We start from the raw sequence: 13,545 nt of genomic DNA, 5'->3' as shown, positions 1-13,545 counted from the left end.
TATCAAATAAGTCGAGTAGTTGATCTCAACTACTCATTGCTAATCAATACTTAAACTGCGCCACTATCTTCTCTAGCTTCACACTCACGTTTGATACTTGCTCGCTGCAACGAACAGACCCTGACACCACAGTATGAGTATCACTCGCTAGGTGCGCGATATCGGTGATGTTGCGGTCAATCTCCGCAGATACCATGGATTGCTCTTCAGACGCCGTGGCAATCTGGCTGTTCAAGTCGAACATTTCCCCGACTTGAAAGTGTATTCCTTCAATCGCATTCACCACGTCTTTGGTTTGGTGTTTGACTAACCCTGTTTGTTCTAAGCTTACTGACATCTTAGCGACTGTTTTTGCTATTCCCGACGTTAGGCCATGAATGGTCGATTCAATTTGATGGGTTGAATCGTTGGTCATTAGCGAAAGCTCTCTCACTTCAGACGCCACGACTGCAAACCCACGACCATGGTCACCAGCACGCGCAGCTTCTATAGCCGCATTTAGCGCGAGTAGGTTAGTTTGTTCCGCTATACCTTGAATCGTAGTAACAACTTGATTGATTTCGCGACTCTGGTCTTCGAGCTGAACAATTAGGTTTTGAGATTCTGCAATGTTCTCAGCTAGCACATTAATGCTGTCATTGGTTGCGTGGGTTTCTTGCAACGCCTGATGTGCATTGTCTTTGATTTTTTCAGCGTTTAACGCTGCGTTTTCGATGTTTGCCGTCACTTCATTACTTGTCATCACCAATTCATTAACTGCCGTTGCTACTGATTCAGATTGTTGCTTCTGCTTTTCAGCATTACTCATACTTTTGATTGCCGCTTCTTCAGAGCTGCATGAGCTGTCTGTCAGCACCGTCATGACACTCGACAGCTCTTTTATGTTGCCGTGCAGCTTGTTGATGAAGGTATCGAACGAGTGAGCAAGTTGCGCGAGCTCGTCGTTGCCTTTTGCGTTCATACGAACAGTTAGGTCACCATCTCCATGAGCAATTGATTCCATCATCACATTAATGGCCTTAATACGCCCGAGTATGTTGCGACCAATGAATACTAACAACAGAGAAAGCAGGGCGACGATAGCTGCGCCAAAAAGATGCAGCATATTTTTGGTGTGTGTACTTGCCGCTGTAATCGCTTGGCTTATCTCACTTTGTACCTCGTCAATGGCTTGTTCCGTTTGATGAACATTGCTACGTAGCGCGCCTCGAAGACCAAGCTCGGCTGACAACCCTAGTCTTGTATTGGCAAGTAGCAGAGTTTCTACAGCGGTTTTGTAGTTCGAATAAGCTTGCTCTGTAGCAATAGACGTCTGGGAATAGGGTTCAAATTCTTTAAGTGCTGTGGCTAATGCTACATTAGTTTGATCATTGGTATGAGCGAGATAATGGAAGTCTTTTTCAATCAGCTCTAACAGCGCAAGCTCAAGCGTTAAACTTGACTCGGCTTCGATAGCGGATTTTAACGCGGTTCTTTCACCGTCCAGTGCGGTAACAAAACCGAGAGGCATGGTTTTGCGTTCGATATCATTCACTTGTCCAACAATCTGATGAAACTGCTTTTGATATTGGTTCAGCGTATCAGAGATCCTTGTCATTTGATCTGACAGATCAAGCTCGAGTGAGGCTAAGGTTTGGTTCAAAGTAACCAGTCGTTGATTCAAGGTGTTAGCCGTTTTGTCGAAGCGTTCTGCGTATTTTTGATCGTGACGTGATAAAAAATCTTTCTCATGCCGTCTCAACGTTAATAGATCGACTGAGCTTCTAAGGTTTTCAGTCGCAGCACGTTCCAAGGACTCTAGCTTATCTAAGCTAAACTGCTCATAGATGGCATAGATAAAAACAGAAACAAATAGGGTGAGGTTGATTAGAATAAACTTGCTGCGTATTGAAAGAGACATAGAACGATACTGAGGTTCCGGTGAATTACTCATGGTTAACTCCCTTTAGCCGATGACGTTTCATATCCATCTATGTTTTATAATTAATCGATATATTCAAATGATGGATATGTAACTAATAGCTTATGAGGTTATTAAAGCAAGATTCAATTACAGTAAAAGTCACTATGGGCCATTTGTTTGAATGAAATATCAACCAGTATTTCTTAGTTACGATTAGATAAATAAAAAGCCCTCACAACGTTTAGTGAAGGCTTTTAAATTGTGAATCCTGCGATGGCTCAAATGGAGCATTAAAAGTCATCGCAGGTCAGTGCTAGTCTTTTGGATCGAGAAAATCAGTGTGTTCTAGCCAAAGCGCATTAATAATTCCAAACGCACTTGCTAGCAATACGCCTAACACCCAACATAAATACCACATAGGTTATCCTCCTATTTCATCTTTAATTAATACAGAGACGAGCTGTTATCGTGAATGTATTGACTGTCTATTCGGCCGAACATTTTGTAGTAACACCATGTTGTGTAACCTAAAATAATTGGCACTACGATAACTGCGACAACAGAGATAATACTCAGTGTTAATTGGCTCGATGTTCCATCCCACAGCGTTAAACTGTGTGAAGGGATCAAGCTAGACGGCATGATCATCGGGAACAAAGCAACGCCTGCAGTCAGGACAATACACGCCAGCGATAAGCTTGAAGATACGAAGGCGAACCCTGCACGATTAAGTCGTGTCATCAATACACAACCCAGCATTCCGATGACACCAAGGGCAGGAATAACCCATAGTAACGGGTGGGTTTCGTAGTTATGTAGCAGCAAGTCATCAAATTTTACGACATGCTTCAGCAATGGGTTAGAAACGGCATCAGTTACGATAGGGCTTGTAATGAGATAGCCCGGTAATGTGTAAGCAAATAAGCCGCCAGCCGCAAATAGTCCAGCGCTCACAAATGCCATACATACGATAACTCTTTGTGCTCGTAACTTTAGATCACCCGTCGTTTTCATTTGTAAGAACGCAGCACCTTGCGTGATGACCATTGCTAAGCTCACCAAACCACAGAGTATTGGGAAGGGGGTTAATAGATCCCAGAAACCACCGTGGTATGTCATCATTAACAGTTCGTTAAATTCGAACGGAACACCAATTAACAAGTTACCGAAGCCAACACCAAAGATAACCGGTGGAATAGAGCCGCTTACGATTAATGCGGTATCACAAGCCTTTTTCCATTTTGGATTATCTATTTTAGCTCGATACTCCATACCTAGCGGTCTTAACCATAATGTCGCTAGAACCAATATCATTGCTAAATAAAACCCGGAAAACGCTGCCGCATAAACGGCTGGCCATATTGCTAGAATTGCACCACCGGCTGTCACCAACCATACCTGGTTTCCATCCCAGTGAGGCGCAATCGAGTTAATCATGACTCGGCGATCTACTTCGGATTTTCCTAACACTGGCAGTAACGCTGCAACACCCATGTCGAAGCCGTCGGTAATAATAAAACCGATCAACAACACCCCAATAATAGCCCACGTGAACAGGCGAAGATTTTCATAATCAAACATCTGAATTCCTTAATGAAGATCAATAGATTTATCTAGTTGATTCTGTCTATTTTTAGTTTCTGAAGAAGCTAGTTCGTTGTTTGATTGTTCATGATGGTAACGACCCGTTTTCAAAGCGCTTGGTCCCAGTTTTGCGAATTTAACCATCAAGAACATTTCGACAATCAGGAAGAACGTATAAAGCACGTAAACTAACCCGATAGAGATCCACAAACTCGAAGCGGGTAGGTTAGAAGCCGCCATGTTTACTGGAAGGATTTCGCCGATAGCCCAGGGTTGACGACCATACTCAGCCACAAACCAACCCGCTTCACATGCAATCCAAGGCAGTGGGATCGCACATACTGTCGCTTTCAGTAACCAGCGACTGGTACCAATTTTACGACGGCAAATTTGGACAAAAGAAAGACCGATTATTGCGAATATCAATACGCCGCACACGACCATAAGGCGGAAGCTCCAGAACAATGGGGCAACCGTTGGGATAGTATCTTTAGCCGCCTGTTTGATCTGTTGCTCTGTCGCGTCTACAACGGTGTCACTGTATTTCTTAACTAACAGTCCATAGCCCAAATCGTGCTTAACCGTTTCAAACTCATCGATATTTTGCTGGGACTTGTCACCAGAACGGAGTTTCTCTAACAATCCATACGCTAAGATACCGTTTCGAACACGCTCTTCATTTTTTGCTAGTAGATCATGAATACCGATGACTGGCGTATCCAGGGAACGCGTTGCGATAATACCCATCACATATGGGATCTTAATTGCGTAGTCCGTCTCCATTGTTTCTTGATTAGGGAAACCAAACAACGTGAATGAAGCTGGAGCTTCCTCTGTGTGCCATTCTGCTTCGATAGCAGCCAATTTCACTTGTTGCACATCACCAAGTTCATAACCAGATTCATCGCCAAGCATCACGGTAGAGACGATGGCAGCCATGCCAAATGCACTCGCTACTGCAAATGAACGACGAGCAAATGGTAAGTCTCGTCCTTTCAGCATGTAGTAGGCGCTGATCCCCATGATAAATAACGCACCCGTTGTGTAACCAGCCGCAACCGTATGAACGAACTTCACTTGGGTTACAGGGTTAAAGATAACTTCGATAAAATCAGTCATCTCCATACGCATGGTTTGGAAATTAAACTCTGCGCCAACCGGGTTTTGCATCCAGCCATTGGCCATTAAGATCCATAAACCGGAGAAATTTGAACCTAAGGCCGTCAACCACGTTACAGACAAGTGTTGACGCTTTGAAAGCTTGTCCCAACCAAAGAAGAACATCCCGACGAGGGTCGACTCTAAGAAAAACGCAACAAGCGCTTCAATAGCGAGTGGGGCGCCAAATATGTCGCCCACATAATGGGAGTAATAAGCCCAGTTAGTACCAAACTGGAATTCCATCGTTAAACCAGTAGCAACACCGATGGCGAAGTTGATACCGAATAATTTACCCCAAAACTTGGTCATGTCCTTGTAGATAGTTTTGTTGGTCATTACATACAATGATTCCATCACGGCGAGTAAAACCGAGAGACCAATGGTTAGGGGAACAAATATAAAATGATAGAGAGCGGTACTTGCGAATTGAAACCGCGACAGATCGACGACATCTGTAAGCATAGAAACTCCTTCCCGCCACCAATGTGACGGGTGAGATTAGAGATTATAAGATGGTAATTAGAGATAACTAATTAGAAGTGATTTACTCAACTCAAAATGCGTTTATCGCCTTTGAATTGAGGTGTTGATATTTAAATTAAGCTTGAAGAAATCAGTTACCAGCGAAGAGCTTTAGTTTGTTTGTTTGCAAAGCGTTTACGTAGCCAGTAATCCACGCTCACGTAGCGACCACCGCCGTAAACCAACAGTACAAGTAGCATGACAAAGTAAGTTCCGGCGAATTCCATGCCGTTATTCAGCATTACCGGGTCACCCAGTTCGGTAATGTAGTTATAGCGGCCTGGGAAGTTAACGGACAACCACTCGATAAAACCATTTAAACGAATGGTTGATTCCATGCCACCAGTAGCAATAGCGTCCCAACCGTGTTTCCAGTGAACCATCGCACTTGCAACACTCATCATGAAAATCATAGGAATAGAAATCACACGAGTGAAAAGACCTAATGCGATACAAATACACCCTAGTACTTCCGTTGCGGCTGCAAGAAACGCCAATAACTCAGGGAAGGGAAGGTTAAGTCCACCATCTGCAGTTGACGCACCAAACCAAGCAACCGTGCCTGCGAACCCCAAGACTTTTGAGCGGGCACCGACGAAAATCACTGGAATCAGATACAAACGAACGGAAAGAAGGACTAGGTAATCGAATTTTTTACATTTTTCGAAGATTGAATCGAACCAATTGAGTGCTGACTTAATCATTATTTTTCTCCTAAAGAGTGAACACAAAGCAATTCAACTGCTGTGAAATGTTCAACCCAATTAATAAACTCAAATCTTGCCAACTGTTGAGCTATCTTTTCTTTAATATTGGCGAGAGTTTGATTTGGTTGTAGCTGAATCATTTGAATGATCGCCACATCTATTTCTCTTAGTTTTAATGTGTTAACGCGTTGGCCTGAATCTCGGTAAATCGCGTAATAAACGGGGTGACGCCTTTGTGTTAAAAACGTCAGTGACTCACCATGGACAAGGAAAGGCACCTGCACGAGTTTCATTGTCTCATTCAGTAATACGCGCAATTTCTGATGCTCTTCCTCCCCGAGAAGCTCATCAGCCCGACCCAAACGCGACGCTTGTTTTGTTGAGTCGATTTCAACGCCGAACGCGCACCATTCGTATTCCAATACCGCTAATTGATCGGAAGTAAGCTCGTAACCCGCAATTAAACTAGAGTTGTCTATTGGCTGAGTTCGACGTTGAATGAAACTCACAAACTCGGTCGCAATATGATGAAACTCCGGCTCTGATGCGTAATGCACAACGACGAACTCATCAACCAACATCAATAATTGGTCTTGGTCGACTTGCTGACAAAACAACGGGAAAGTGTTGTTCAACACACTGAACACGTTATCTCTAATAAACTCGCTGTAACGACACAGTGAATTGTCTTCTAGAGGGGAGCGTATTAAGGCGGTCAAGGCCTCTGTTTGCGTCATCATCATGCTTGGCGGGTTATGCATACACCAACTCCTGATTTGAAGGTCGATGAACAACACCGGCGTCCAACACTTGACTGTGTATAGTTCGCAACTCCTCAGTGAGTACAACCAAAGGCGGTACGTTGTTGTCTCTCTCTAGCAATAACGGTTTACTGCCATGGAGAGAGAAGGTATACCTCGCCAAGTCAATCACAGCTTGCTGCACCTCCATACCATGGGTATCAAGTAGCGAGCTGTTACTTTCAACCGATTTGTCACTCTCCACTAAATGCCCTGCAATGTGGTAATAACGAATGGCTTCACTTGGTAACGCTTTAAGCATCTCTACCGCATCAAAGTGATGGTTTTGGCTATTAACGTAGAGATTGTTTATGTCGACCAACAACTCGCAGCCACTGCGACTTGCTATTTCACTGATAAACTCACCCTCAGGCATCTCGTCTCCGTAATCGTGATAATAGGAGATGTTCTCCATCACTAGAGGACGTTGAATGATGTCTTGGACTTGCATGATCCTGTCAGCCAAGTAGCCAAGGTTTTCAGCTCGACGTGGCACGGGTAACAGTTCATAGAGATACCCTTGGCTATCGCGAGAGAAGCTCAAGTGTTCGCTATACACTTCGATATTCAAATCATCGAGAAACTGACCAACTTGACGTACAAACTTGGTATTAAGAGGCTGACAATCTCCAATGGATAAGCTTAAACCGTGTGCGATCAAAGGGTATTGCTTCGCTATATCCTGTAGTTGTTCGCGCTTAAGTCCGCCTATGCTCATCCAGTTTTCAGGAGCCAACTCTAAAAAATCAATATCAGGGTGCTTAGGGGAGCAAGCGAGCAATTCAATATGCTCACTTCGCAACCCAATGCCTTTGTCTGTATTTTGAATGGTTCGCACGTTAGGGATTAACTCTCTATTTTTTGAAGTTCTGTCTCTTGAAGCTCGGTTGTTTAGCGCTCTATTACTTGACGAATGAGCGTCACTCGATGACGAGCCTTTGGCTTTATAGGTTTCTACTGGCCACATACACCACCGGTTACCTTGCTATTCACCAAGATCATGCGTTCTTTACTTGGTGATGTGCCTTCGCCGGTTAGACCACATTTACCATCACGAGCACGTACTAAACGGTCTTGTGGGTTGGTAGTGAGCTCTGTTTTTTCAAAGCGCTTCTCAGTACCACACTTACCTGCGGCACATTTACCACCGTGACCAGACGATGCTTTGGCTTCAACGGGGGCTTCTGCTGGAGCATCGGCAAAAGCCATTGCAGAATGAAGACTTATCGCTGAGGTAAGAGCGATTGATAATGCGATTTTATTGTTCATTTTCTTGATCCTTTACAGCAGACATAGGGAAGCTCGCAAGGTCGCGACCAGACATGATTGGCCCATCGTAGTATTCACGCACAATCTTCACTGATTCAGACTTAAGCTTGAGTCCTAAACCCATCCAGTGATTAAGCACCAACATTTTTGGATTAATTTCTTGGGCAATTTTGCCGATAACTGAAGGTTTCGCGTGCATGAATGAAGAGACACCATCGGCTTGTTCATGAATCGCCATTGGCATCATCATGATGTCAGCGCCACGAGCGAAGTCTAAGAAAGCAGGGTTGCTACCGTTTTGGTCGGCTGAAATCACCATCACGCCTTCTTCACTTTCAATTCGGTAAGCGAGGCATGGAACGTCACCATGAGGAATACCCAGAGCAGTGATCTTTAAACCATCTTTTTCGTAAACGACGGTTGGCACTGCGGATTGGTAGTCAACATCGGTAAGATTGACTGGGAATAAGCCATCGGTTCCATCGTATAAGCCAGCAAGGTAAGCATATGCGCCATGGTCAGGGTCAAAATTCGCTTCGAAATAACCGTTGAGGCTAGGGAATGCAGAACCTGCTGTTGGACCAGCAATTTCAAGTGGTCTATCTCGGTCGAAGAAATAACCACCTTTAAGAAGTGCAGGTAGATCATTCACATGGTCTGTGTGGAAGTGAGTGATACCCATGAAGTCAAGGTCTTCGAGCTTCGCTCCTGCTTGACCAAAACGGAGATAAACACCGCCGCCAGCATCGATCATGATACGTGACTTGCCTTTCCACCAAATGATCTCTCCAGATGATGCGCGTAAGTCATCTGAGATAGGACCACCCGAACCGAGTATCTGAAGTGTGAAATCTGTATCAACAGGCTTTACTTCGATGGCATAACTATTTGCTGCTAGCGTCAATCCGAGCGCTAACGCGAGTGCTTTTAATGGCTGTTTCATATTGTTATCCAATTCTTTGTTTTTTATTTGTTTTCTTTGATGTGAGCATTCAAAGAAGTGAAACTTTCGCTAAGCAGCACGTTTGGTGCGTGCTTCGTTCTGTTCACGGAGCACAAGATAAAGAATTGTTAACGTTTCGTATATCCAGTTATTTTGAAATTAACGTTTAGGTTTTCTGAACAAAAATATCGAGATAATTTACGACAGGGAAAGCCGCTCAAGACATGACCAAACTATCGGCTTTTTAAAAAATTAGTGGGGGATATTTGATTAGAAACTAAATTTGGATAGAAACTGAAGAGCATAAAAAAGGTGCAGCTGATACTGCACCATTAATAATTAGGTAAGCGCTATTTGAAGCTTACTGTTCACCTTTTACATCGAATTCAATCTTCTCTGCGCCCGTGAATACTTGGAATCGCAGGCCTTTAGCGCGAGCAATGGTCGTGATGCCAAATTGCTGAGCCAAGTCTAAGCCCATTTGTGTAACGCCTGAACGTGATAGCAAAACAGGAATACCCATTTGAGCCACTTTGATGACCATTTCAGAGGTTAGACGACCTGTGGTGTAGAAGATCTTATCTGCGCCATCTTCTTTGTTAAGCCACATCTCACCAGCCAGAGTATCAACCGCGTTATGTCGGCCTACATCTTCAACAAACGATAGAACCTTGTCGTCTTTGCAAACAGCGCATCCATGTACCGCGCCAGCTTTCTTGTACGTGTCGTTGTAATGAGTGAGCGCTTCTAAAGCCGTGTAAATTTCAGATTGCTTAATCTTAGTCTGAGGCACTTGATAATCTTCCAACTGCTTCATTACGTTACCAAACATGGTGCCCTGACCACAGCCAGACGTTACTGTCTTCTTCTTAAGCGCTTGCTCAAGTTGGCTCGTATCTTCTTTGGTGATAACCGCTGCAGAGCTGGTTTCCCAATCGATGATGATAGATTCAACCGCTTCAGGATCAGAAAGGAAGCTCTGGTTCTTCAAATAACCCAAGACTAAAGATTCAGGGCGTGAGCCGAGCGTCATTAGGGTTACGATTTCTTTCCAGTTCAACATTACGGTAAGAGGGCGTTCGCAAGCGATCTGTTTGGTTAGCTTCTCACCATATTCATCAAACACTTCAACTTCGATTGTTTGAAGTGGGTTTTCGCTAGTTTTTATTATGTTTGGTTTTACCACAATCACTTCCTACTTAATGAGATAGGGTTGTAACAAGAGGGTCTAACGCCGATCTTGTTAATCGATTCTTTAACTCATGCTTAAAGCAAATCTTATTCCAAAATAACGGGTATTCAGGAAAACATGAAGCATTCGATTAAAATAGCGCAAAATATGAGAGTTCACCGAGTGGAGTTGTCTGAATTTACGTGTATCGACTACCGTTATAGATACGACTCAATAACGAAAGCCATTATGTAAGATGGTAAAAGTTAACGTGTATTGGCGTGTTTATTGCTTTATAGCGCTTATATGATTGAGCTAAGTACAAAATGTCCTAAGCACATTCAGACCAAAGAAAATCAATTGGGTGAAGTATGTCTGAGATAAAAGAATTCAAAGAACACTATGAAAAAACAGAAGCAGCTTGGCCAATAGGTGTCCAAAGAATAGAGAAAGAGATCAAAACAGGTATCTGGGTAACCACTCAATGGGAATTAACGGGGTTTGAACTGTCACCAGAAGATGACGCCCAAGACGTTTGTTTGCTTCAGTTACACAAAGACGAGCGTACTGACTACCGTTTCAATTTAAGCTCCCAACAACCCAAACTGTTCTTAGTGATGGATAACGTTGATTCAGGTGTTAAGCCCGTCATTCAATTGCTGACAGCTTCTCAGTCCGTTGCAGGGCAGTATATGGACGGAGACAATCAAGTTCTGTCATACGACATTCCTTTGCCCGTACAGGCTTGGATGGAAGCCTTTATTGGCCGTCATGGCGAGCTATTGGAAGCGAGACGTAAGAAACGTAAAGGTGCGGGTAGATCTAATGGCAACTAACTTTTTTAGCCGTTGGTCTCAACGAAAGCTTGATGAATCCACTGACGAGCCTTTTGAAGATGAACAAACATTGGAGGATGCAGAACTTACTTCCTCCGATTCTTCATCTTCTGAGATTTCGTCTACTGATCTTTCATCCGCTGCTGTGGCAGAAGCGCCTCAGTCTTTAGAAACTGACGCTTTAGAAAGCGATGAAGAAGTTCATGCTGTTGACTCCCAAGATACGGTATCAGAAGCCTCTGAAGACCTATCTGTTGCTCAATTATTGGTGTCAGAGGCTTCAGAAAGCGTAAAAAAGGCCGCATTACGTAAATTATTTCTCTCAGAAGAGTTTAACGTCCGTGATGGTTTAGACGATTATGACGATGATTACAGTAATTTGAAGTCTCTTTCTGAAGGCGTCGCAGAAACATTGCGTGATTGGGTAAAAGACAAGACAGAAGAAGAAACACCAAACACCACTGAGCAAGTTACTGATAATGAAGACGAAATTGTAACTGGTGAGGTTTATGACTCTATTAATGAAGCGGAAAAGAGCGAATCAGAACTTAGCGAAAGTGACGAAATTGTCGAGGAAGAAAAAGAACTGTATAAAAACACAGTCCCCAGCGATAATGATACTGTGACTATCGAAGATGACCTAAAAGAGGTGGGACAAAATATACCACACAAAGAATAGGTACATTTTGACTAAACACTCAATGAGCCGCTTGCGACAAAATGTCCCAAGCGGCTTTTTCATAAGCTTAACAAACTACAAATTACGCTAATTCCTTGAAAATAATGAATTATTAAATTGGCATGGCATTTGCTAAATATCGTCATTATCGACTTTTTTGTAGATAGCCTGATTTAGAGTTGACTGGATAGTGAATAGCTAACGAAGCCATTAGTTGTTAACCGATTACTCAGCAAGTTCTCTATCGCTTACTACAATGAAGGTTGAACAGATTATCCATGTCCAAAGATGGAACTGAGCAATGCTTAAACAATTATTAGAACAAGCAACTTCAAATAACGCTAAAGCAAGGCTGTATGCATTTGAAAATACAGTTGAGTTAACAAACCTAATTCCACCGACAGTCAGTTATGAAAGCGGTGGTAATACGCTAATTATTGGTCCAACTGCGATCATCGAAAGTGCTGCGGCGCAATTGCCTCAGTTAACAAGCCTGACACTGCTTTCAACCGACGGTGTGAAAGCGACAAATACTGAGTCAGAGCTTTACTATGCGAACGCAGTTCAAGTTTCTGGTTTCCTTGGTACGTTCGAAGTTCTTATCGAAAGCAAAGGCCTAACCAACAACCTAGCGAAAGTGGCAATTAATCATGACTGCTTTGATGTGGTTTTGGATTTATGCCTAAGTAGCTGTATGGCAGAAGAAGTGCCTGTTCCTGGTTATTACCCAGTAGGGCGCGGCTATCCAAAACTGGCTGAAGCGTTAGAAGAGATTCCAACGTTAATGGGCACGTTTGATAAGCCAAAATTCTTCCGTTTGGACACCGACCTATGTGCGCACAGTTCTCGTGGCGTTAAAGGTTGTGAGCGTTGTGTTGATGCTTGTCCTGCTGGCGCACTGTCAAGTGAAGGCTCAGACAAAACGGGTCACAAGATCGAGATTAATCCTTACCTATGTCAAGGCGTGGGAACTTGTGCAACGAGCTGTCCTACTGAAGCCATTACCTATGCACTTCCAAACCCTGACGATACTCAAAAGTTCATTGAACGTACGCTAGCTAACTATGAGCAAGCGGGCGGTCTGGATCCTATAGTGCTTATCTGTAGCTCACGTCATGAAACCTACAATGTGATGGCGCTCAAAGCACTGCCGGATAACGTGATTCCGATTGTTGTGGAAGAACTGCCTTCGATTGGTATCGATACTTGGTTTGCAGCGCTAGTAAATGGTGCGACTCAGGTTCTGTTTGCTGCATCTCGCTTTATGCCAGAAACGATCATTCGTGTTCTGAATAATGAAGTAGGGATCGCTCAAGAGCTACTAGACCAAATCGGTATTCCGAAAGAAACCATCGACATTCTGTACTTAGAATCTCTACGTGAAGGTCCTCCAACACTATGTGTTGACTCGTTCGACCTTGCACTTGGCGATCTCCAAGGCAATAAGCGTCAACGCTTGTTTACTGCACTTGATGCGATGTCTTCGTCTCGTATTCCAGTTGAGAACATTGTTGAGCTTCCTTCAAATGCGCCATACGGCACGGTTTCGTGTGAAAGCAAAGATTGTACTTTGTGTATGAGTTGTGTGGCTGTGTGTCCAACACGTGCTCTGCATACCGATGGTGCTTCTCCATCACTTAAGTTTGTCGAACAAGACTGTATTCAATGTGGTCTGTGTGAAAAGGCATGTCCTGAGAATGTTCTCACTCTGACACCTCGTATGAATTGGGTGAAAGAAGAACGTCAACAAGCGGTTGTGATTCATGAAGAGAAAGCCGCGGAATGTTTACGTTGTCATAAACCATTCGCACCTCAGTCTATGATTGACATGCTACAGAACAAGTTACGTGGTCACTCTCATTTCTCAGATGAGACAGCAATTAATCGTATTGCGATGTGTGAAGACTGTCGTGTCGTGGACATGTTCGATTCAATGGCTCAAGACCCATTGAAACAATTGAAATACTAGG

13 protein-coding genes are annotated in these 13,545 nt (G+C 43.6%); 3 read left to right on the top strand and 10 right to left on the bottom strand.

Going from position 1 to position 13,545, the window contains the following annotated elements; translation table 11 throughout:
- Positions 1-43: 43 nt before the first annotated feature.
- From IHV80_RS07910 to fdhD, 10 genes are all read right to left on the bottom strand, one after another.
- Complete coding sequence (locus IHV80_RS07910; RefSeq protein WP_192890674.1) at positions 44-1,933, bottom strand: methyl-accepting chemotaxis protein; 1,890 nt, start codon at positions 1,931-1,933, stop codon at positions 44-46.
- Positions 1,934-2,216: 283 nt separating this feature from the next.
- Positions 2,217-2,321, bottom strand: a complete 105-nt coding sequence (cydX, locus tag IHV80_RS07905) for a cytochrome bd-I oxidase subunit CydX (protein WP_192890673.1) — start codon at positions 2,319-2,321, stop codon at positions 2,217-2,219.
- 26 nt (positions 2,322-2,347) lie between these two features.
- Positions 2,348-3,484 carry a cytochrome d ubiquinol oxidase subunit II gene (cydB, locus tag IHV80_RS07900; RefSeq protein ID WP_192890672.1) on the bottom strand — a complete coding sequence of 379 codons (1,137 nt, stop codon included), beginning with the start codon at positions 3,482-3,484 and terminating at the stop codon, positions 2,348-2,350.
- Positions 3,485-3,493: 9 nt separating this feature from the next.
- Positions 3,494-5,110: a cytochrome ubiquinol oxidase subunit I gene (locus tag IHV80_RS07895; RefSeq protein WP_192890671.1), complete on the bottom strand. Its 1,617-nt coding sequence runs from the start codon at positions 5,108-5,110 to the stop codon at positions 3,494-3,496.
- Positions 5,111-5,265: 155 nt separating this feature from the next.
- Positions 5,266-5,874, bottom strand: a complete 609-nt coding sequence (locus IHV80_RS07890; protein ID WP_086711406.1) for an HvfX family Cu-binding RiPP maturation protein — start codon at positions 5,872-5,874, stop codon at positions 5,266-5,268.
- Complete coding sequence (locus IHV80_RS07885; RefSeq protein ID WP_192890670.1) at positions 5,874-6,638, bottom strand: HvfC/BufC family peptide modification chaperone; 765 nt, start codon at positions 6,636-6,638, stop codon at positions 5,874-5,876. Before IHV80_RS07885 ends, IHV80_RS07890 begins: the two co-directional genes overlap by 1 nt.
- Entirely contained in the window at positions 6,631-7,515 is an 885-nt protein-coding gene (locus tag IHV80_RS07880; RefSeq protein WP_192890731.1) for a DUF692 domain-containing protein, read from the bottom strand. Before IHV80_RS07880 ends, IHV80_RS07885 begins: the two co-directional genes overlap by 8 nt.
- Positions 7,516-7,631: 116 nt before the next feature.
- Positions 7,632-7,946 (bottom strand): hypothetical protein, encoded by a 315-nt coding sequence (locus tag IHV80_RS07875; protein ID WP_192890669.1) that lies wholly within the window; start codon positions 7,944-7,946, stop codon positions 7,632-7,634.
- Complete coding sequence (locus IHV80_RS07870) at positions 7,936-8,889, bottom strand: MBL fold metallo-hydrolase (RefSeq protein WP_192890668.1); 954 nt, start codon at positions 8,887-8,889, stop codon at positions 7,936-7,938. The genes IHV80_RS07875 and IHV80_RS07870 overlap by 11 nt, the downstream gene beginning before the upstream one ends.
- Positions 8,890-9,250: 361 nt before the next feature.
- Positions 9,251-10,075: a formate dehydrogenase accessory sulfurtransferase FdhD gene (gene fdhD, locus IHV80_RS07865; protein ID WP_192890667.1), complete on the bottom strand. Its 825-nt coding sequence runs from the start codon at positions 10,073-10,075 to the stop codon at positions 9,251-9,253.
- 356 nt (positions 10,076-10,431) lie between these two features.
- Here fdhD and IHV80_RS07860 point away from each other — a divergent pair, with 356 nt between their 5' ends.
- From IHV80_RS07860 to IHV80_RS07850, 3 genes are all read left to right on the top strand, one after another.
- Positions 10,432-10,896, top strand: coding sequence for a DUF3305 domain-containing protein (locus IHV80_RS07860; protein WP_192890666.1), 465 nt, complete (start codon positions 10,432-10,434; stop codon positions 10,894-10,896).
- Positions 10,886-11,575 (top strand): DUF3306 domain-containing protein, encoded by a 690-nt coding sequence (locus IHV80_RS07855; RefSeq protein WP_192890665.1) that lies wholly within the window; start codon positions 10,886-10,888, stop codon positions 11,573-11,575. The genes IHV80_RS07860 and IHV80_RS07855 overlap by 11 nt, the downstream gene beginning before the upstream one ends.
- 301 nt (positions 11,576-11,876) lie before the next feature.
- Positions 11,877-13,544 carry a 4Fe-4S binding protein gene (locus IHV80_RS07850; RefSeq protein WP_192890664.1) on the top strand — a complete coding sequence of 556 codons (1,668 nt, stop codon included), beginning with the start codon at positions 11,877-11,879 and terminating at the stop codon, positions 13,542-13,544.
- The last annotated feature ends 1 nt before the right edge of the window (position 13,545 follow it).

This window comes from Vibrio bathopelagicus, assembly GCF_014879975.1.
Classification (GTDB): domain Bacteria; phylum Pseudomonadota; class Gammaproteobacteria; order Enterobacterales; family Vibrionaceae; genus Vibrio; species Vibrio bathopelagicus.
The sequence above is the reverse complement of the archived record's forward strand: the minus strand, read 5'-3'. Positions and strand labels throughout refer to the sequence as shown.

Excerpts from the sequence above, each read along its gene's own strand:
- IHV80_RS07850 (WP_192890664.1), top strand. The coding sequence starts at position 11,877 with ATGCTTAAACAATTATTAGAACAAGCAACTTCAAATAACGCTAAAGCA.
- cydX (WP_192890673.1), bottom strand. The coding sequence starts at position 2,321 with ATGTGGTATTTATGTTGGGTGTTAGGCGTATTGCTAGCAAGTGCGTTT.
- IHV80_RS07885 (WP_192890670.1), bottom strand. The coding sequence starts at position 6,638 with ATGCATAACCCGCCAAGCATGATGATGACGCAAACAGAGGCCTTGACC.
- IHV80_RS07895 (WP_192890671.1), bottom strand. The coding sequence starts at position 5,110 with ATGCTTACAGATGTCGTCGATCTGTCGCGGTTTCAATTCGCAAGTACC.
- IHV80_RS07870 (WP_192890668.1), bottom strand. The coding sequence starts at position 8,889 with ATGAAACAGCCATTAAAAGCACTCGCGTTAGCGCTCGGATTGACGCTA.
- IHV80_RS07910 (WP_192890674.1), bottom strand. The coding sequence starts at position 1,933 with ATGAGTAATTCACCGGAACCTCAGTATCGTTCTATGTCTCTTTCAATA.
- cydB (WP_192890672.1), bottom strand. The coding sequence starts at position 3,484 with ATGTTTGATTATGAAAATCTTCGCCTGTTCACGTGGGCTATTATTGGG.
- IHV80_RS07855 (WP_192890665.1), top strand. The coding sequence starts at position 10,886 with ATGGCAACTAACTTTTTTAGCCGTTGGTCTCAACGAAAGCTTGATGAA.
- IHV80_RS07875 (WP_192890669.1), bottom strand. The coding sequence starts at position 7,946 with ATGAACAATAAAATCGCATTATCAATCGCTCTTACCTCAGCGATAAGT.
- IHV80_RS07860 (WP_192890666.1), top strand. The coding sequence starts at position 10,432 with ATGTCTGAGATAAAAGAATTCAAAGAACACTATGAAAAAACAGAAGCA.
- IHV80_RS07890 (WP_086711406.1), bottom strand. The coding sequence starts at position 5,874 with ATGATTAAGTCAGCACTCAATTGGTTCGATTCAATCTTCGAAAAATGT.